Origin of the sequence: Mycobacterium sp. E2462 (genome assembly GCF_001672685.1) — a bacterium.
GTDB lineage: Bacteria > Actinomycetota > Actinomycetes > Mycobacteriales > Mycobacteriaceae > Mycobacterium.
Map to the genome: position 1 here is coordinate 1 of NZ_LZKC01000148.1, position 17,995 is coordinate 17,995.

Sequence of the window (17,995 nt, forward strand, 5' to 3'; positions counted from 1 at the left end):
GACCCGGTGCTGCGAAAAGTGCAGCCCTGACATGGACCTCACTGAACTTCTCGACCGAGCCGAAATCCACGACGTGCCGTTGCGTTTGCCCAGTTGGGCTTCGGGCAGCTTGAACCACCCAGCGGGGCTGGCGTCCCGACGCATCCAGTCGACGAGTAAGGCGCGTTTGGCGATCTTCCACACACCGTCGCGGCGCTCGAATCGGTCGATGTAGCGGGCCCACAGGGTCACGAATGCACCATCCCATTTGTGCAGGGACGTGGCCTCGTGGTCTGCGGTGAGGTAGGACTCGACGAACGCGAGGTCACCGTCCAGTTCGATGAGGATGTTGCCGAGGTTGTGTCGGGTGCGGACGAAGGAGGGCAGCTCCTTTTCGAGGAAGTCGAAGAAACCTTGCACCGGGCCTTGATAGACGTCCTCGGGGAAGTCAATCCAGGCATCGTCGTGGAATCCCGCGCGGATCAGATCGAACTCCAGTCGATCCACTCCGCGGGTGTAGCGCACCAGAATGTCGTGAATCTGGGCTCTGCTGGCTAGTTGTTCGAGTGTCATCCTCTTCGCTTTCTCTGGGTTTGGTCGTGACATCGCAGGGTGTTGCCGGAGCAGCCGTCCGCCGTAGGTCAGGTATGTGCCGCCGCGGCTGCCCTAATCCAGTTGGAGAACTCGACTGCCAGATGGCGGCGGTGATGTTCGAACAGGTCATCTGGGCATGCGGCGGGAAAGTAGATGGATAAGCTGGCGGTGAAACCGCTTTCTGTGTCGCCGAATTGGGACAGCACCCGTCCGACGATGGTTCCGTCGGCCAGCTTGATCGTGGCGATCTTCTTGTACGGGTAGTCAGCTTCGGAGAGAAACTCGGGGGCGGTGGGTGCCCACTGCGATCCCTCGCCGAACGCCACGATGCACGAGCAGATGTGTGGACCGAAGTTCTCCACGAGATGCACGGTGCCGTCGGCGCGCCCGTCCATCACGAAGTGCTCGGGGTGGGCGGCAAGCATGGTGGCCTCGTTGGTCACGGCTTGGTCCATCCAGCGGGTGAATTCGGAGGCCGTCAGTCCTGTCACCGCCAGCACAGTCGTCGCTGGCCGAACTTCACCGTTGGACTTCTCGGCGAATTCGCGGAGGAAGGCCTCGCCTTCCTTGAGATCGTCGGCGAGCAGATCCAACAGGCCTCGGCGTCCGATCAACTTCTTGACGTGGGCCAAGGCACGTCTGGCGTAGAAGAGTTCGTAGTCAGCAACGCATTTGCCGCCGGTAGGGCCGGACTTCAGGTCGATGCGGAACGGCTTGCTATGTTCGGCGGCCATTGAGGTTTCCTCCATCGTCCGGTGATCAGTAGGTCACGAATCGTCGGACTGGGTTGATAAATATGGAAACGGTTGGGGCTTGTCCATCACGGTGAGAGGGTCTGCCCATGCCGCGGTTCTCGTCCCGATGGAGTGTCGCGATGTTCGATCAGTTCTAGGACGATGCCGTGCGGATCCTTGAAGGTGAGGATTCGAAAGTATCCGTCGGTGGGTGCCTTCACCGTTGCGGGCTCAGCGAGGATCTCGATATCGCCGCGGTCGCGGAGTCTGTCGTAGATCGAGTCGGTGTCCTCCACGTCGAATGCCATCCTGGTGATCCCGACGTGGTTCGTCTGGCGATAGGGACCCTCACCAACAACCGTTTTGGGCTGTACGAATTGGACGAGGTCGATGACGGTGGCGTCATCGGTGAGCATGCCGCACAGGTGATCGGCGTGAATGACGATGTCCTGTCCCGGAAAGCCGAGCACGGCACCGTCTGATCGTTCGTTCCGCAGGCTGCCAATCGACTGCAGGCCCAACACGCCACGGTAGAAGTCGAGCGCCTCGTCGATGTCCGCCACGGTGATGCACACATGAAACAACCGTTTGATATACCTGTCCATCTCAGATCTTCCCTTCGCCGTCACGTGCTGGTTGGGTGACGGTGATGAAGACCCCGAACGGGTCCCGGAAGCTAAACCACCTCGACGAGTTACTCGACTTCGCCTCATGGATCTTGATTTCCCTTGGCTCACAGATGATTTCAACCCCGGTGTACGGTGCGATGCGCTCGAGCGCCCGATCCAGGTCATCCACCAGCACAGCCATACGCGTCAACCCTGCGTCGTTCATTGCCCGACGACTGGAGCCCGTCGACGTCGTCTGCGGCTCGACGAATTCGACGAGATTGATGGCGGTGGCGTGCTGATCCGGTGCGCCGACTGCCACCAGATGCGCAGCTTTGATGCTCACGGCGGCGGCGTCGAAACCGAGCAGCGCGCCGTCGGCACTTCCATTCACGGTTTCGAACACGGATTGGAAGCCCAGGACGTCCCGGTAGAACGCGAGCGCAGCGCCCAGGTCAGGGACGGCAATGCAGACGTGCAGCAGCGTCGGCGTCAGTGGCGTCATGGTCTTCCCTTCTTCTTCACGCTGAAGCGGTTGCACCGCCTGCCTGACCCGCTCCGGGTCGGGCCCAGTCACCCGGCTGTACGCGACCACTTCGCCTCGATCGCACAAGTTACGTGCCGTTCCTTATTGAAGGTACACGGCTACGGTAAGGTACGCAACGTGTCTAAATCCCGGACGGCTCCCACTCCTCCGAAGAATCGACGACGCAACGAGGAACTCATGGCGGCCATTCGCGAGGCCACCAGGGCAGAACTGGCCGACTTCGGCTACGCGGGCGTCACCTACGAGGGCGTCGCTCGTCGCGCGCAGACGGGCAAACCCGTTCTCTACCGGCGATACCCGTCGCGGGCACACATGGTCGTCGACGCACTGCCCAGTTTGCGCTGGCAGCCCGACGAAAATTTCGTCTGGACAACATCATTGCGCGGCGACTTGCTGCTGTTGTTCAGTACGGTCATCGAGGTATTCCACGGGTTCGGCGTTGGCAACTACCGCAGCCTCATCGCCGAGGCCGACGCCGACCTGTTCGGCACGCTCGCCGCCGAGGTGAGGAGTCTTGTCGAAAGGACGGTCTACCCCGCACTCGAACGGGCACGTGCCCGTGGTGAAATTGGCCCACGCCCGATACCACCCCGGGCAGCCGCCAGCGTCGGTGTATTGGTGCGCAACGAGATGGTCCTCTCACCCAGCCCCATTGACGCCAGCACACTGACCGAGATCATCGATACCGTCTACCTACCCCTCATTCACACGTTGTCGTCTCCAACGAGCGAGCCCCCATCGCCGTGAGCGCGCGCATCAGCGAGAGCGGACCGCAGCACAGCCGCCACCGTCTACCACCGTGGCAACGCAGGTGCAGTGATGGCCAACGGTGACGCTCGTTGGCGGGACCCGCTTGTCCATTCGCGGACTCCCCAGCCAGACAATAGGTCACGGGAGTCGACGCGCGCCCCTTTGCCGTCGGCGGTCCCCGGCGCCACGGCGATCACCTTGCGGATCCCGCAGCTACACCTGGGTGATTCCACCGTCGGCGATGAGGTCGGTGCCGGTGCTGTAGCTGCTGTCGTCGGAGGCGAGGAACAAGATAGCCTTCGCCATTTCATCGACCCGGCCGATCCGGCCCAGGGGGATCACCTGCTGAATCGCTGCCTTCGCGGCGGCGTGGGCCTCAGGGCCGGAGGATTGAGCCTCGAAGATGGGCGTCTCGATGGTACCCGGACTGAGCGAGTTGACCCTGATTCCGCGGTCTTTGAGTTCGGCGGCCCACGTCCGCGCGAAGGACCGCACCGCTGCCTTACTGGCGGCGTAGGTGCCGTGGTTCGGCATTCCCTTATGGTGCAGGGCCGAGGCGACCAGCACCATCGAACCGCCCCGCGTCATCAACGGTAAGGCCTTCTGCACGGTAAAGAAGACGCCACGGACGTTGACATCGAAGGTGCGATTGAAGTGTTCCGGTGTTGCGGTGTCGATGCCCTGTGCGGCAATGAATCCGGCGTTCGCCACGACGATGTCGATCACGCCTTTCTCCCGAGCGACAGCGGTGAACACATGGTCAAGATCGTCGAGAGAGGCCACATCACCCCGCACCACCGACGCATTCGTACCAATGTCGGCCGCCGCTTTGGCCAGTTCGGATTCACGCCGCCCCATCAGGAAGACATGCGCCCCCTCGGCGACGAACGCCTTGGCTGCCGCCAAGCCGATGCCGCTGGAACCTCCGGTAATCACCGCTACCTTGCCCGCGAGTTTTCCGTTCATAACGCCCCTTCGTATGTGAGTTGCCGTGTGCTAGGGAGGCGATGACGGCACGTCACCGGATGGGTGGTGACGACCGGGGACGGGGCATACGTGGGGTACGGACCGTGCGCAGCCGTTCCGTGCTCGGGTGGCTTAGCTTCGCAGAAAATGGGGCGGAACCCCATTTTCGTTGGCACTACGATACGGAGGACACCCCCATTTCGCAACACCCTGGAGCCACGATCGATGACCAGTGCACCGAGCCTGGGACCTCGCTCCCCACGGGCTGACGCCCGACGCAGCTATCGGCGCATCGTCGACGCGGCGACCGAAGTGTTCCTACGCGACGGTGCCGAGGCGTCGTTGGAGGAGATCGCACGCAGGGCAGGCGTCGGATCGGCCACCTTGCACCGGCACTTCCCCTCCCGCTGGGTCCTGTTAGACGCCGTCTTCGCCGACGGCATCGACGACCTCCGCGCGCAAGCCGACCAACTCTCCCGCAATGGGAACCCCGCCGCCATGCTCGAGTGGCTGCAGCTGGTCGGCGATTACTGCCTGGCGACCCGCGGTCTCGCCGCCGCACTGCTCCAGCACGGCGATCGCAAGCAGGCAACCACCACGGGCCTGTGCCATCAGGCGCTCATCGATGCGGGCACTGGCTTACTCGATGCCGCCCAGGACGCGGGACTGATCCGATCCGACGTCACCATCAACGACTTACTCACCCTCGTCTTCGCCATCGCCCTCGCCACCGAATACACGCCCGCCGACGGCACCCGACTAGTGCGGCTAGCCCTGAACGGCATCCACCCCGACCGCTGAGCACCATCGCGGCGAAGCGTGCGACGACAAAGTTTGCGCTGAGTGTCGATGTCGCGATTGGCAGTGCTGAGCTGGCCGGTGAACATCGCCCGCGCCACCACACGACCACCGCAGCGACGGATCGACGTTAGCTCCGGGGAGATGACGTTTATGGCCATAGTCGTTGGACCTCATGCGCATCTGCCCCCGCCCGACTCGGACCGGGCCCGCCATTGACCACGAGCGGTCGTCGGTGTGCGTTGGTATCGGTATCACCACACTGAACCGGCACGTTGACCGGCCGGTCCCACGTAGTGGCTCCTGTGCACCGACGATCGCAAGGAGCGCACTTGTCGATCACCTCCCCAGCGAAACACCGGCGGGCACCATCTGCATGCACGGCCATGCGGGCGGAGTGACGGCTTTGCCGGCCGAGACGGCGCTGCCACTGCCGACCCCCTGCGCCGCGCCGCCCAGGAGCGTCGGCGAGGTCGGAAACAACAGCGCGCTGGCGACCAGCCAAGGCATGGGGTGGCGAGCCGCCCAGCAGTCCGCGTGAGAGGCCGGTTTCCAATGGCTTGGTGCCCCCCGCTCGTGGTGATAGTGCCTGACGCCTGGATTATCGGCGTTGTGCATGGGTGGCACTGTCGGTACCTGCATCGGGAGGGTCTCCCTGCCGATGCACGGGCTGCGTAGCGTGCCGGCGAATCCCGGTTGAGTGCCGGGGAAACCGTCAGCCCGATCGAACAACCTGAAGGTGCACCTCGTAATGCAGAAGCGCAAACTTGGACAGCAACTGGAAGTCTCGGCCCTTGGGCTGGGCTGCATGGGCATGAGCTTCTTCTACGGTGCGGCCCAGAACCCCACGGAGATGACAAAGCTCCTGCGGGCGGCAGTGGATCGCGGCGTGACGTTCTTTGACACCGCTGAGGTGTACGGGCCATACACCAATGAAGAGCTTGTCGGTCAGGCGCTGGTCTCTGCGTGTTGACGAAATGTGTTGAGACGCACGCTAAGGGGTGTAGATGACCGTCCAGCTCATTGTTGCTGATGACGATTTGCGAGGCATTCGACGGCGCGGAGGCATGCCCTGGCACATTCCGGGCGAATCCAAGTGGACATCAGACGTCACCCGAGCGGCACAGTCGGGCACGCGCAACGCACTGATCATGGGTCGACCACCTACCTCTCCCTTCCCGAGAAACGCCGCCCCCTCGTCGATCGCATCAACATCTGTCTACGTCTCCTGAATACTGACCCTCTGCGGTTCCCGAAGGGACTGTCGGATTAACGGTGTTTCCGGCACTGACACGCTGAGCGATGCTCGGCGGGGAAGGTGCCGTGATGACGACACTGGATGGTGTGACGAAGAAGAAGTCGGCTGAGCAATCGGCCGAGCAGCAGGCTGCGGTGGAGCTGGTGCGGCTGGCCCAGGAACAGGGCCTGTCGCTGACCGGGCCCGACGGGTTGCTCAAACAGCTGACCAAGACGGTGCTCGAGACTGCGCTCAACGAGGAGATGACCGAGCACCTGGGTTATGAGAAACACGACCCGCCCGAGGCTGGGGCGGGCAACGTTCGCAACGGCACCCGATCCAAGACCGTGCTGACCGATACCACCGGCGCGGTCGAACTCGACGTGCCGCGCGATCGGGCATCCACGTTCGAGCCCCAGATCGTCAAGAAACGCCAATGCCGACTGTCTGGGGTCGATGAGGTGGTCTTGTCGTTGTATGCCACAGGGCTTACCACCGGGGAGATTTCAGCGCACTTCGCCGAGATCTACGGGGCGTCGGTGTCCAAGGAGACGATCAGCCGGATCACCGACAAGGTCATCGAGGAGATGAACGACTGGGCGGTGCGGCCCCTAGATGAAACCTACGCAGCGATCTTCATCGACGCGATCGTGGTCAAAGTCCGCGATGGCCAGGTCGCCAACCGACCGTTCTACGCGGCCATCGGGGTCACCCTGGCCGGGGAACGCGACATCCTCGGCTTGTGGGCCGGCACCGGCGGTGAAGGTGCGCAGTTCTGGATGAGCGTGCTCACCGACCTACGCAACCGCGGCATCAAGGACACCTTCTTCGTCGTCTGCGACGGACTCAAGGGACTGCCCGAGGTGGTGGGCAACGTGTGGCCACAGGCGATTGTGCAGACCTGCATCATCCACTTGCTGCGCAACACATTTCGGCTCACCTCGCGCAAGTACTGGGATGAGATCAAACGTGATGTGAAACCGATCTACACCGCAGTCAACGCTACCGCGGCCCGGACGGCGTTCGTTCGAGTTGGCCGAGAAATGGGGGCAGCGCTACCCGGCGGTGATCCGGTTGTGGGACAACGCCTGGGCGGAGTTCATCCCGTTCCTGGACTACGACGTGGAGATCCGGCAGGTCATCTGCAGCACCAATGCGATCGAGTCGCTCAACGCCCGCTACCGCCGCGCGATCAAGGCCCGCGGACACTTCCCCTCCGAGCAGGCCGCGCTCAAGTGCCTCTATCTGGTGACCCGTTCCCTGGACCCGACCGGTGTCGGCAGGGCACGATGGACGATGCGGTGGAAGCCAGTGCTCAACGCGTCCCCGACGTGCGCGCCGACGTCGTCGCCAGTGTTTGCAATCACCTTCGGCGACCGTTTCCCGGCGGCCGAAACCTACTGATGAAAACCGCCGGAAACACCGTTAGCGAGATAGTCCCGGCGCATCGGCATGGTTCTGCTTTATTGCGCTGTTGCCATCAACCACGGCCGCAGGCGATAACAATTATTGATCGCGGGATTCCGTCAGACGTGTGGAAGCCAGCGGGTGCCTTGTTGCGAGATCACAAATCCTCGGCCATTCGAGTCTTTGCACGCGGTGGCGCCCGAGCCGTCGACTCCACAGAAGGTGCCACCGGCGGCCAAGGCTTGCAGTGGGGGTAACGTCTTAAGGGGATGTCCTTGGATAGACCCGTTGGTGTACGGAGTCGATGTTGCTGCTCGTATGCCCGTATCTGTCGACACCGAAGTAAATGGATTCTTGTCGTTGTCCGGTACGCCGGGGACGTTGCCTATGCACTCGATGCTTCCGGTGTGGAAGTTGCACGGAATCCCGTCGGGTGTAAGGAAATAGATGGCTGTGGTGGGATCACGCTGGGGGTTAGCTAACGCGATTCCGTAGTCGTACACGTTGACGCGCGGGTAGCCGGAGGGATCCGGGAATGCCGGATCGGCATGCGACTGTGTGCAGGCCGACGTGGCTACGATGAGGGTCGCCGCTGCGGCAGTAAGCACTCGACGTAGTGTTCTCATCGGCTTGGACCCTCTCAGCTTCCTGGAGTTACGGTAAAAATCGTTGTGTAGGTCTTTGGATCGTAAACGCCGACACCCAGCCCATACGTGCTGACGCGCATTGTGACGACGTTCTTGCCCCCTTCTTGCCGTATGTCGGTAATTGTAGGTCCATACGGAATCTGGGTGTCGGGCATCTGTCCGACCAGCGTTTGTGTCGGTGCATTTAGCAGGCCTTCGGGAGTGCTGGCCACGGCGCCGACGATCGGCTTATTCGCGGCTCCACCGACGACCATAAAGCCTTTATTTCCGGGAAGCGCCGTAATTTGGCTCTCTCGATTGCCGTTAAGTTCACCGTTGAAAGTCCCCTTGGACTGGAGAGTATTTCCCCAGCTGCCGTTCTGCTTGACGGGAGCGGATTCCCACAGGCCGCGCTGCCCGTCTGCAGTGTTGCCCATGATGATCATTTTCCCGGTGTTCGGGTCGAAAACTCCACTGGCTTGCGAAATGCCATGCAGCGTGTACAGCACCTTGTCGGGGTGCGCGAGGTCGACCACAACGGTGTCTGGAACAGAGAAATGAGTGTTCGGCTGCCCGTCGGGCCCCTTCAACGGGACGAAGCCGTAGAACCCATATTTCTCGCCGTTGGGGCCGACAGCGGTTCCGGTGGGCAACGGACGAGTGCCCGGCGGATGCGGTAGCGGATTGGGACCGTTGACGCCGGGCGCCTCACCGTCAGGCGGGACCAGGATATTTGGGGAACCATGGGCGCCGTCGCCGCCGAGCGCAATGCCGGTGCCGGGAATCGACAAATCCAAGTCGTCTTGGTCTTTAGTGTTCTGGCCCTCAAGTAGGGGTGGTGACGCTGGCCCATCAATCCGTGGTCCGGTTCCAGGGGGTGTATCCAGGGGCGGATCACCGGGGCCAAAATGCGCGTCGTCAGCCCAGATCGCAGCGGGGTCATATCCGTCCTTGACCAGGCTGGCCTGCCCCGCATGGAGCTCACTGGTGTAGACGCCGCGGATAAGGCGCATCTGGACCAGCGCATCGCGAACGTCGTCCAGCTCGTCGGCCTTCGCGTCCTCAATTAGCGTCTGCAGCGCATGCTGTTCGTTCTCCGTGAGACCGCCTCTCGCCAGATCGGTCTGCGCCGCGACGACGACTTTGTCGAGCAGCCGCAATTGATGGTTCAGCGTTTCGATCTCCGTTTTCCCGCGCTTCTGTGCTTCGGCCAGAGCAGCGGCAATGTCTTCCAAATGGGAACCGATCATCGGCAGCTGCAACGACTGTGTGCCAAGGGCTTTGGTCACCCGCTGCACTTCGGCTGAGTCGTTGATTGGGTGGTCACCGTCCTGATGGTTCCAGGCCGCGTCAAACCGCTTCTTAGCCTGGTCGAATTCCTCGCTGGCCGCCGTGGTGCACCGGCCAGCATCGTGAAAGGCCTGCGCGAGATTGTTGATCTGCAGCGGGCTGCCCGCCTGCAGGCTCCTATTGATCGCCCAGGGATTGCCCCCCGCCTTCGCGATCAAGTCCGCAATATCTAGCATCGCACCGCCCGCGACCTCGCCACACGCTGTAAAAGCAACTACGAAGCTACCGCGGTGGTGCGGTCGTGCACGTCCGTTTCGCGTGACATGGCGGCACGACGCGCTTGGGACCGCTCGTCGAGGAGTGCGTCAACCAGGGTGGTGCTTGGCGGGCCGCCGCGGATGCGCCAAGCTCCGGTCACCAGCCGGAGTCGCCGTCGATGGTGTCGATGTCCCGCGTGGCGCCTCAGCCTAGGTCTCGGCGATTCCAACCGCACTTCACTCGTGGCGGATATCGGCGACAAACGAGATTTCCTCACGTCCGCCAAGGACCGTGGACCTACTGCGTAGCGGCAATCCACCACGGCCTCGACAAATTGACGAACAATCCGCAAGACGGTCGACCGCCCGTACCTCTACATACCGGACAAAGACCTGCCGACCGAGGTCCCGCGTCTTGTCGGTGCACAGCCTTAAGCTCGCGGTGCCCTGGTAGTCACGCAGTTCGAAAGGGGTTTCCGGATGCGATTCCTGCACACCGCCGACTGGCAGCTGGGCATGACCCGGCACTTCCTGGCCGGTGACGCGCAGCCGCGCTATTCCGCGGCCCGCCGCGACGCGGTGGCCGGGCTGGGACAGCTGGCGGCCGAAGTGGGCGCCGAATTCGTGGTGGTCGCCGGGGACGTCTTCGAACACAATCAGCTGCCGCCGGCGGTCATCGGCCAGTCGCTGGAAGCCATGCGCGCCATCGGGATTCCGGTTTATTTGCTGCCGGGCAACCACGACCCGTTGGACGCCTCGTCGGTGTACACCGGCGCGCTGTTCACCGGCGAGTGCCCCGACAACGTCGTGGTCCTCGACCGGCCCGGTGTGCATCAGGTACGCCCGGGGGTGGAGATCGTCGCCGCGCCATGGCGTTCCAAGGCGCCGACGTCGGACCTCGTCGCCGACGTCCTCGAGGGGCTGCCCCCGGCCCCGGCCACCCGGGTGCTCGTCGCGCACGGTGGGGTCGACGAGCTGGACCCCGACCGCGACAAGCCGTCGCTGGTCCGCCTGGCGAACCTGGAAGACGCGCTGGCCCGCGGCGCGGTGCACTATGCGGCGTTGGGCGACAAGCACTCTCGCACTCGAGTCGGCAGCAGCGGCCGGGTGTGGTACTCCGGGTCGCCGGAGGTCACCAACTACGACGACGTCGAAGCCGACCCCGGCCACGTCCTCGTGGTCGACATCGACGAGGACGACCCGCACCGCGCGGTCTCGGTGCAGGCGCGGCACGTCGGGCGCTGGCGATTCGTCACCATGCACCGACAGGTCGACAACAGCCGCGATATCGCCGACCTGGACATCAACCTCGACCTGATGACCCACAAGGACCGCACCGTGGTGCGGCTGGCGCTGACCGGGTCCCTGACGGTGACCGACCGCGCCGCACTCGATGGGTGTCTGGACAAGTACGCGCGGTTGTTCGCGCGGCTCGGGATGTGGGACCGCCACACCGACCTGGTGGTGATTCCCGCCGACGGCGAATTCAGCGACCTGGGTATCGGCGGATTCGCCGCCGCCGCCGTCGACGAATTGGTCGCCACGGCAAGGGAAACGGACACGGAGGCCGCCGGTGACGCGCAGGCCGCGCTGGCGCTGCTGCTCCGACTCGCCGATCGCGGGGCCGCATGAAGCTGCACCGGTTGACGCTGACCAACTATCGCGGTATCGAGCATCGGGAGCTCGAGTTTCCCGACCACGGCGTCGTGGTGGTCTCCGGCGCCAACGAGATCGGCAAGTCGTCGATGATCGAGGCCCTCGACCTGCTGTTGGAGTCCAGGGATCGCTCGACGAAGAAGGAAGTCAAGCAGGTCAAGCCCACCCACAGCGACGTCGGCTCGGAAGTCAAGGCCGAACTCAGTTGTGGGCCTTACCGATTCGTCTATCGCAAGCGGTTTCACAAGAAGTGTGAGACGGAGCTGACGTTGCTGCGGCCGCACCGCGAGCAATTGACCGGTGACGAGGCGCACGAGCGGGTCCGGGCGATGTTGGCCGAGACGGTCGACAGCGACCTCTGGCACGCCCAGCGGGTGTTGCAGTCCGCGTCCACCGCGGCGGTGGATCTGTCCGGGTGTGACGCGTTGTCGCGGGCGCTCGACATCGCCGCCGGTGACACCGGCGCGCTTTCCGGCGCCGAGCCGCTGCTGATCGAGCGGATCGACGCCGAGTACGGCCGCTACTTCACCCCCACCGGGCGCCCCACGGGGGAGTGGGCCGCCGCGATCGCGCGCCTGACCGACGCGGAGAAGGCGGTAGCCGAATGCGCGGCGGCCGTCGCCGAGGTCGACGACCGCGTCGCCCGCCACGCCTGCCTGACCGAACAGGTGTCCGAGTTGTCCGCCGAGCGCGTCGCCGCCGCGCCGCGCCTACAGGCCGCACGGGCCGCCGCCGACGCCGTCGCCGAACTGACCGCGAAGGCGCGGGAAGCCGACCTGGTGGCCGCCGCCGCGGTGGCGTCCTGCACCGCGGCGGTCGCCGCCCACCGCGCCCGCACTGAGCTGCTCGCCGAGATCGACACGCGGACAACAGGTATCGCCGGCGTGACGGCCGAGGCGCAGGACGCTGCCGACGCCGAATCGGTGGCTCGGGTCGAGGCGGAGGCCGCCGAAGCCGCCGTGCAGCAAGCCGCCGCGGCGCTCGACGATCTGCACCACCGCGTGCAGGCCGCCCGCGGCGCCGTCGAGCGACTCGCGCAGCGCGAGGAGGCCGACCGGCTTGGTGCGCGATTGGCCAAGATCGACGACGTCGAGCGGGACCGCGAGCGGATCCGCGAAGAGCTCAGTGCCATCGCGATCACCGGCGAGTCGCTGCGCCGCATCGAGGAGGCGGCGGCCGCGGTCGAGCGCACCGGCGACCAGCTGGCATCGATGTGCGCCGCGGTGGAGTTCACCGCGGCCGCGGACATCGAGCTCGCCGTCGGCGACCAACGGGTCGTGCTGTCGGCCGGCCAGTCCTGGTCAGGCACCGCCGCCGACCCCACCACCGTGCAGGTTCCCGGCATCCTGACCGTGCGGGTCACCCCGGGCGCCACCACGCTGGACGTGCACGCCAAACACGCCGCCGCGCAACAGGATTTGGTTACCGCCCTGGCCGCGGCCGAGGTCGCCGATCTCGCGGCCGCGCGGGCGGCCGACCTGCGCCGGCGTGACCTGCAAAGCAGGCGCGACCAGCTGACCGCCACCCTGGCGGGGCTTTGCGGGGACGAACGGGTCGACGAGCTGCGGTCCCGAGTCACGCAACTGCGTGCGGGCCAACCGGCCGCCCAGCCCGACGACCCGGTGGTGACCGACCTGAGCGTCGCCCGCGCCGAACTCGAAGCGCTGGAAACAACTTGGCAGGCGGCGTTCGCTGACTGCGCACTGCACCGGCAGCGGGCCGCGGCAGTGACGGCGCGCCTCGCCGAAATAAGCACCACAGCAACGGTTTTGCGGAATCGGCGCGACGGCCAAATCGGTGAGCTCGACGCGGCGACCGCTCGGCTCGCCGCGGCGCGGGCCTCGATCGGCGACCAGGACCTGACGGTGTCGGCGAGCGCGGCACAGGACGCGGCGCTCGCGGCGCAGCGGCGGGCCGCCGACCTCGCCGACGGCCGGCCGGCCGCGGCGCCGGACGCGGTGGCCAGCGAATTGACCGAGGCCACGAAGCACGACACCGCGCTGCGCGAGCGCTACGAGGACACGATCCGCGCGTTGCAGGACGTCAACATCGAGCTCTCGGTGTTCGGCAGCGAGGGGCGTCAGGGCAAGCTGGACGTCGCGGAGGCGGAGCGGGAGCAGGCCGCCAGCGAGCACATCCGCGTCGGCGGCCGGGCACGCGCCGCGCAGCTGCTGCGGACGGTCATGACGCGGCACCGCGACACCACCCGGCAGCGCTACGTCGAGCCCTATCGTGCGGAACTGCAGCGGCTCGGCCGCCCGGTGTTCGGGCCCACCTTCGAGGTCGACGTCGACAGCGACCTGTGCATCCGCAGCCGCACGCTCGACGGTGTCACGGTGCCGTACGAATCCCTGTCCGGCGGGGCCAAGGAGCAACTCGGCATCCTGGCCCGGCTGGCGGGCGCGGCGTTGGTCGCCAAGGAGGATGCCGTGCCGGTGGTCGTCGACGACGCGCTCGGCTTCACCGACCCCGACCGGTTGGCCAGAATGGGCGAGCTGTTCGACACCGTCGGCACGCACGGGCAGGTCATCGTCCTGACGTGCAGTCCCGACCGATACGACGGGGTCAAGGGCGCGCACCGCATCGACCTGTCCGCCTAGCGGCTGAACAGCGCGAACGCGCCGACGGGGACGGCGGATTGGTCGCGGCGGGCGGCGTCTGCAGAATATGGTCATGGCGGGCCGACTCCGATGACGATGGATGCGAAGCGGCGCCGCACCCAACAGAAGCTCGCCGCGTTACCCGGGGTGCGGCCCATCCGCCGGCCGATCTCGCCGGACGGCGCCGAGGAGTTCGACCTCTACTACGTGCGGGCGGGCCGTAAGTCCGCCCATCCGCTGGTCATCATCCCGGGCGGCCCCGGCGTGGCCTCCGTGCAGATGTACCGGGGACTGCGGCGCCGCGCGGCGGCCGCGGGCCTGGACGTCATCATGGTCGAGCACCGCGGCGTCGGGCTGTCCCGCCACGACGACGCGGGCGCCGACCTGCCGCCCGAGGCCTTCACCGTGAATCAGGTCGTCGACGACATCGCCGCCGTCCTCGACGACGCGCACGTGGAGTCGGCGGTCATTTACGGGGCGTCGTACGGCACCTACATCGCGGCCGGCGTCGGCGTGCGTCATCCCGGCCGGGTGCGGGCCATGGTCCTCGATTCGCCGCTGCTGTCCCGGCACGACATCGTCATCGTGCGGCGCGCGATCCGGCGGCTGTTGCTGCGGGGCGACAGCCCCGAGACCGCCGCGCTGGCGCCCAAGATGCGCAAGCTCGTCGACGCCGGGGTGATGGGCCCGGGCGCGACGCACGTCGTCGCGACGATGTACGGCTACGGCGGCGCCGCGCTGCTCGAGCGGCAGGTCGACCTGCTCCTCGACGGCCGAAAGCTGTTGTGGTGGCTCATTTCCCGATTCACCACCCTGAGCCATCTGCCGTTTCGTTACGAAGAGGATCTGGTGAGCCGGATCGCGTTCCGCGAGTTGGACTACGCGGCCCAGCCCGACGGCCTACCGCTGGATCCCGCCGTCGCCGAACGGGTGTCGCGGACCCAGACGGCCACGTTCGAGGACGAGCCCTACGACCTGGTGGCCGAGATGCCGAAGTTCGGTTGGCCCACCGCCGTCGTCTCGGGCGGCCGCGACCTCATCACCCCGCCCGCCGTGGCGCAGCGCGTCGCGCAGCTCATACCCGCGGCGGCGCTCGTGCACCTGCCCACCATGGCGCACAGCGCCATTGACTTCCGCGAGCCGGCCGCCCTCGCCGTCGCGCACGCGGTGTGGCGCGGCCAGGCCGACGGTCTCGTCGCGCGGGCGTCGGCGCTGGACGCGCTGCCGGCGCGCCCCGAGGTGCGGCTGCTGTGGAAGGCGGTCGAACTGGCCGCCATCATCGAGGCCGCCCTGCCGATCCCGGCGTTCGTGCGCCGGCGGTTCAATCCCGCGTGAACCCGATGGCGGAGTAGTTGAGGTCCGCCAACCCGGCCGCGCCGAAGTTCGCCAGCGTGCTGCGCACCGCGACGTCGCCCGGTGACTGGGTGAGCGGCAGGCTGAAACCCTCCGCCCAGATCAGCCTGTCGAGGTCGTTGGCCAACGCCCGCGCCTTCACCGGGTCGAGTTCTTCCAGCGTCCGTTCGATCCCGTCGTCGATCTGGGGGCTGCCGATCTTGCCGAAATTGCTTTCGCCGTCGGACTTGTAGATCTGGGTGAGCGCCGACAAGGGGAAGGCGTCGCCCTGCCAACCGAATTGGGCGATGTCGAAGTCGCCGACGTTGACGTAGTTGGTGAAAAAGCCGTTGCCGGAACGGGCTACGAGTTCGAGCTTGACGCCGACCTGCGCGAGGCTGTGCTGCGCGATCTGCGCGAATTGGCGGCTGCTCTGGGCGTCGAAGAACAGGTCCCGGATCACCAGCTGGCGGCCGCCCTTTTCGCGGAATTGGCCCACCCGCTTCCAGCCCAACGAGTCCAGCTCGCGTTCGGCCGCGGCGGGCTCGTAGGGGACCACGGCGCTGTTGTCGCGGTAGCCCTGTTGGCCGTCGACGTAGATGTGGTTGCCCAGCGCCACCGGGTCATTGGTGAGGCCGTATTGGACGACCTTGGCGATGGTCCGCCGGTCGATGCCCTTGGAGACGGCGACGCGCAGCGCCACGTCGGCCAGGATCGAGCCCGGCGCGCCGTTGAACGTGAAGTGCGACCAGCTGGGCGCGGGCGCGCGCCGGATCGAGATGCCCTTGGTGCGCTCGGCGATGGTCAGCTGGTCCACCGAACCGACCCCGGTGGCGTCGATCGTGTTGTTCTGCAACGCGGGCAGCCGGGCCGCGTCGTCGAGCACCAGATAGGTGATCGAATCCAAGCGCGGCCGGGCGCCCCACCATTTCGGGTTGCGCCGCAACACGATTCGCTGCGTCGTGCGGTCCAACGAGGCCACCATGAACGGGCCCGCCGACGGCCCGGGCGCCTCCAGCTGCGCGGTGTTGAAGACGTCGGGGGTGGCTGTCACGCTGGCGGGCAGCAGCATGTTGTTGCCGGCGAACATCCCCCGCCATTCCGCGTAGGGTTTGGCGAACGTCATGATCGCCTGCCGGTCATCGACGCCGCGCGTCACCGACGCGACGCGGTCGGCGCCGCTGGGCCCGGCAATTTCGAAGTGCTTGTCGGCCCCGCTCAACGCGTGAATCTGCGCCGCGATGTCCCGCCAGGTGATCGGGGTGCCGTCGGACCAGGTGGCCTTGGGATTGATGGTGTAGGTGACCACCTGCGGGTCGGTGCGGGTGAGTTCGACGCTGGTGAAGTAGTCGGTGTCCACCGTGGTCGAGCCGTCCGGGCCGATGACGAACGCCCGCGGCATGGAGGCTTTCATCATGCCGTTGACCTCCGCCGAGTTGCCGTCGATGTGCAACACGTTGAAGTTGGGCGGGAATTCGGTGAACGCGAGGCGCAGGTCGCCGCCGTCTCGCAGGGTGGCCGGATCGCGCGGGTTGATGTCGCTGGTCGTCCCGATCTCGGCGCTGCGCCCCGCCTGCGGGGCGAGGTTGATCGCCGGCGAGCACGCGGAGACCGCCAACGCCATCGTCAGCGCGGCGGCCGCGAGGCGGCTAGACACGTCGGCCCGGATCGGGTTGGGGGACCGCGCCGAGCAGCCGCCGGGTGTACTCGTGCCGCGGGTCGCCGAAAACCTGCTCGCTGTCGCCCTGCTCGACGATGGTCCCGGCGTGCATGACGACCACGTCGTGCGCCAGGTGTTTGACCACCGAAAGGTCATGGGAGACGAACAGATACGACAGGTCGAACCGCTCCTGCAGGTCGAGCAGCAGGTTGATGATGCCCGCCTGGATCGAGACGTCGAGCGCGGACACCGGTTCGTCGAGGGCCAGGATCTTCGGTTGCAGGGCCAGGGCCCGGGCGATGCCGATGCGCTGTTTCTGGCCGCCGGAGAATTCGGCGGGGTAGCGGGTCGCGTCGGCGCGCCGCAGGCCGACGATGTCGAGCAACTCCGCGACCCGCGCGTTGGTGCGCCCCTTGTCGAACCCGTTGGCGCGCAACGGTTCGGCGAGCAGGTCGAACACCGGTAGCCGCGGGTCCAGCGACGCGACCGGGTCCTGGAACACCACCTGGATGTCGTGGCGCAGGCCGCGCCGGGCCGCGGCGCTCAGCGCGGCGACGTCGGTGCCCAGCACCTCGATCGAACCCGCTTGCGGCGCAACCAATTCCAGGATCTCGTGCAGGGTGGTGGATTTGCCCGACCCGGATTCGCCAACGATGCCCAGCGTGCGTCCCTGCCGCAGCTCGAAGCTGACGCCGTCGACCGCGCGGACCTCACCGACGGCGCGTCGCAGCACCACGCCCTTGGTCAGCCGGTAGGTCTTGACCAGGTCGCGGACCCGGACGACGACGGGCGAGTCACCGGGCGGCGTGCATCCGCACCGACCAGGTCGACGGGCGCAGCGCGGCGGACATCTACGGCGTCAGCACCGACGCCGACCGCACGCCGCCCGGTGACTCGCCCGTCGTCGTCCGGGTCCGCGACCTGGTCAAGACCTACCGGCTGACCAAGGGCTGG

13 protein-coding genes and 2 pseudogenes are annotated in these 17,995 nt (G+C 66.1%); 7 read left to right on the plus strand and 8 right to left on the minus strand.

Going from position 1 to position 17,995, the window contains the following annotated elements; translation table 11 throughout:
* The 4 genes from A5714_RS06825 to A5714_RS06840 form a co-directional block, all read right to left on the minus strand.
* Positions 1-552, minus strand: a 552-nt coding sequence (locus A5714_RS06825) for a nuclear transport factor 2 family protein (protein WP_068284075.1), incomplete at its 3' end; no start/stop codon positions are given.
* Between the two features lie 68 nt (positions 553-620).
* Positions 621-1,307, minus strand: a complete 687-nt coding sequence (locus tag A5714_RS06830; protein WP_068284079.1) for a hypothetical protein — start codon at positions 1,305-1,307, stop codon at positions 621-623.
* Between the two features lie 86 nt (positions 1,308-1,393).
* Positions 1,394-1,912 carry a VOC family protein gene (locus tag A5714_RS06835; RefSeq protein WP_068284082.1) on the minus strand — a complete coding sequence of 173 codons (519 nt, stop codon included), beginning with the start codon at positions 1,910-1,912 and terminating at the stop codon, positions 1,394-1,396.
* 1 nt (position 1,913) lies between these two features.
* The gene (locus tag A5714_RS06840) at positions 1,914-2,420 is read right to left on the minus strand and encodes a VOC family protein (protein WP_068284118.1); all 507 of its coding nucleotides are present in this window, start codon (positions 2,418-2,420) and stop codon (positions 1,914-1,916) included.
* A gap of 219 nt (positions 2,421-2,639) precedes the next feature.
* Here A5714_RS06840 and A5714_RS06845 point away from each other — a divergent pair, with 219 nt between their 5' ends.
* Positions 2,640-3,209 (plus strand): TetR/AcrR family transcriptional regulator, encoded by a 570-nt coding sequence (locus A5714_RS06845; protein WP_068284084.1) that lies wholly within the window; start codon positions 2,640-2,642, stop codon positions 3,207-3,209.
* A 216-nt stretch (positions 3,210-3,425) separates the two neighbouring features.
* Here the strand turns inward: A5714_RS06845 and A5714_RS06850 are convergent, their stop codons facing one another.
* Positions 3,426-4,178, minus strand: a complete 753-nt coding sequence (locus tag A5714_RS06850; protein WP_068284087.1) for an SDR family NAD(P)-dependent oxidoreductase — start codon at positions 4,176-4,178, stop codon at positions 3,426-3,428.
* 225 nt (positions 4,179-4,403) lie between these two features.
* Here A5714_RS06850 and A5714_RS06855 point away from each other — a divergent pair, with 225 nt between their 5' ends.
* From A5714_RS06855 to A5714_RS06865, 3 genes and pseudogenes are all read left to right on the plus strand, one after another.
* Positions 4,404-4,979, plus strand: coding sequence for a TetR/AcrR family transcriptional regulator (locus A5714_RS06855; RefSeq protein WP_068284090.1), 576 nt, complete (start codon positions 4,404-4,406; stop codon positions 4,977-4,979).
* Between the two features lie 748 nt (positions 4,980-5,727).
* On the plus strand, positions 5,728-5,949 hold the full coding sequence (locus A5714_RS06860) for an aldo/keto reductase (protein WP_068284092.1): 222 nt from the start codon (positions 5,728-5,730) through the stop codon (positions 5,947-5,949).
* Between the two features lie 353 nt (positions 5,950-6,302).
* Positions 6,303-7,617 (plus strand): annotated as a pseudogene (locus A5714_RS06865) (IS256 family transposase).
* A gap of 643 nt (positions 7,618-8,260) precedes the next feature.
* On the opposite strand, the gene A5714_RS25195 reads toward A5714_RS06865, so the two are convergent.
* Positions 8,261-9,754 carry a hypothetical protein gene (locus A5714_RS25195; RefSeq protein ID WP_369829426.1) on the minus strand — a complete coding sequence of 498 codons (1,494 nt, stop codon included), beginning with the start codon at positions 9,752-9,754 and terminating at the stop codon, positions 8,261-8,263.
* 519 nt (positions 9,755-10,273) lie between these two features.
* On the opposite strand from A5714_RS25195, the gene A5714_RS06875 reads away from it, so the two are divergent.
* The 3 genes from A5714_RS06875 (at position 10,274) to A5714_RS06885 (ending at position 15,384) form a co-directional block, all read left to right on the plus strand.
* Positions 10,274-11,425: an exonuclease SbcCD subunit D gene (locus A5714_RS06875; protein WP_068284098.1), complete on the plus strand. Its 1,152-nt coding sequence runs from the start codon at positions 10,274-10,276 to the stop codon at positions 11,423-11,425.
* Positions 11,422-14,049 (plus strand): ATP-binding protein, encoded by a 2,628-nt coding sequence (locus A5714_RS06880; RefSeq protein WP_068284101.1) that lies wholly within the window; start codon positions 11,422-11,424, stop codon positions 14,047-14,049. Before A5714_RS06875 ends, A5714_RS06880 begins: the two co-directional genes overlap by 4 nt.
* A gap of 90 nt (positions 14,050-14,139) precedes the next feature.
* Positions 14,140-15,384 carry an alpha/beta fold hydrolase gene (locus A5714_RS06885; RefSeq protein WP_068284103.1) on the plus strand — a complete coding sequence of 415 codons (1,245 nt, stop codon included), beginning with the start codon at positions 14,140-14,142 and terminating at the stop codon, positions 15,382-15,384.
* Here the strand turns inward: A5714_RS06885 and A5714_RS06890 are convergent.
* Positions 15,371-17,005, minus strand: coding sequence for an ABC transporter family substrate-binding protein (locus tag A5714_RS06890; RefSeq protein WP_068284104.1), 1,635 nt, complete (start codon positions 17,003-17,005; stop codon positions 15,371-15,373). The two genes, A5714_RS06885 and A5714_RS06890, sit on opposite strands and share 14 nt — an antisense overlap.
* A 25-nt stretch (positions 17,006-17,030) precedes the next feature.
* A pseudogene (locus A5714_RS06895) lies at positions 17,031-17,995 on the minus strand (ATP-binding cassette domain-containing protein); the annotation flags it as partial.

What these genes read in the sequence shown, in the direction of transcription:
- A5714_RS06830 (WP_068284079.1), bottom strand. Translation starts at nt 1,307, where the DNA reads ATGGCCGCCGAACATAGCAAGCCGTTCCGCATCGACCTGAAGTCCGGC.
- A5714_RS06835 (WP_068284082.1), bottom strand. Translation starts at nt 1,912, where the DNA reads ATGGACAGGTATATCAAACGGTTGTTTCATGTGTGCATCACCGTGGCG.
- A5714_RS06840 (WP_068284118.1), bottom strand. Translation starts at nt 2,420, where the DNA reads ATGACGCCACTGACGCCGACGCTGCTGCACGTCTGCATTGCCGTCCCT.
- A5714_RS06845 (WP_068284084.1), top strand. Translation starts at nt 2,640, where the DNA reads ATGGCGGCCATTCGCGAGGCCACCAGGGCAGAACTGGCCGACTTCGGC.
- A5714_RS06850 (WP_068284087.1), bottom strand. Translation starts at nt 4,178, where the DNA reads ATGAACGGAAAACTCGCGGGCAAGGTAGCGGTGATTACCGGAGGTTCC.
- A5714_RS06855 (WP_068284090.1), top strand. Translation starts at nt 4,404, where the DNA reads ATGACCAGTGCACCGAGCCTGGGACCTCGCTCCCCACGGGCTGACGCC.
- A5714_RS06860 (WP_068284092.1), top strand. Translation starts at nt 5,728, where the DNA reads ATGCAGAAGCGCAAACTTGGACAGCAACTGGAAGTCTCGGCCCTTGGG.
- A5714_RS06875 (WP_068284098.1), top strand. Translation starts at nt 10,274, where the DNA reads ATGCGATTCCTGCACACCGCCGACTGGCAGCTGGGCATGACCCGGCAC.
- A5714_RS06880 (WP_068284101.1), top strand. Translation starts at nt 11,422, where the DNA reads ATGAAGCTGCACCGGTTGACGCTGACCAACTATCGCGGTATCGAGCAT.
- A5714_RS06885 (WP_068284103.1), top strand. Translation starts at nt 14,140, where the DNA reads ATGACGATGGATGCGAAGCGGCGCCGCACCCAACAGAAGCTCGCCGCG.
- A5714_RS06890 (WP_068284104.1), bottom strand. Translation starts at nt 17,005, where the DNA reads ATGGCGTTGGCGGTCTCCGCGTGCTCGCCGGCGATCAACCTCGCCCCG.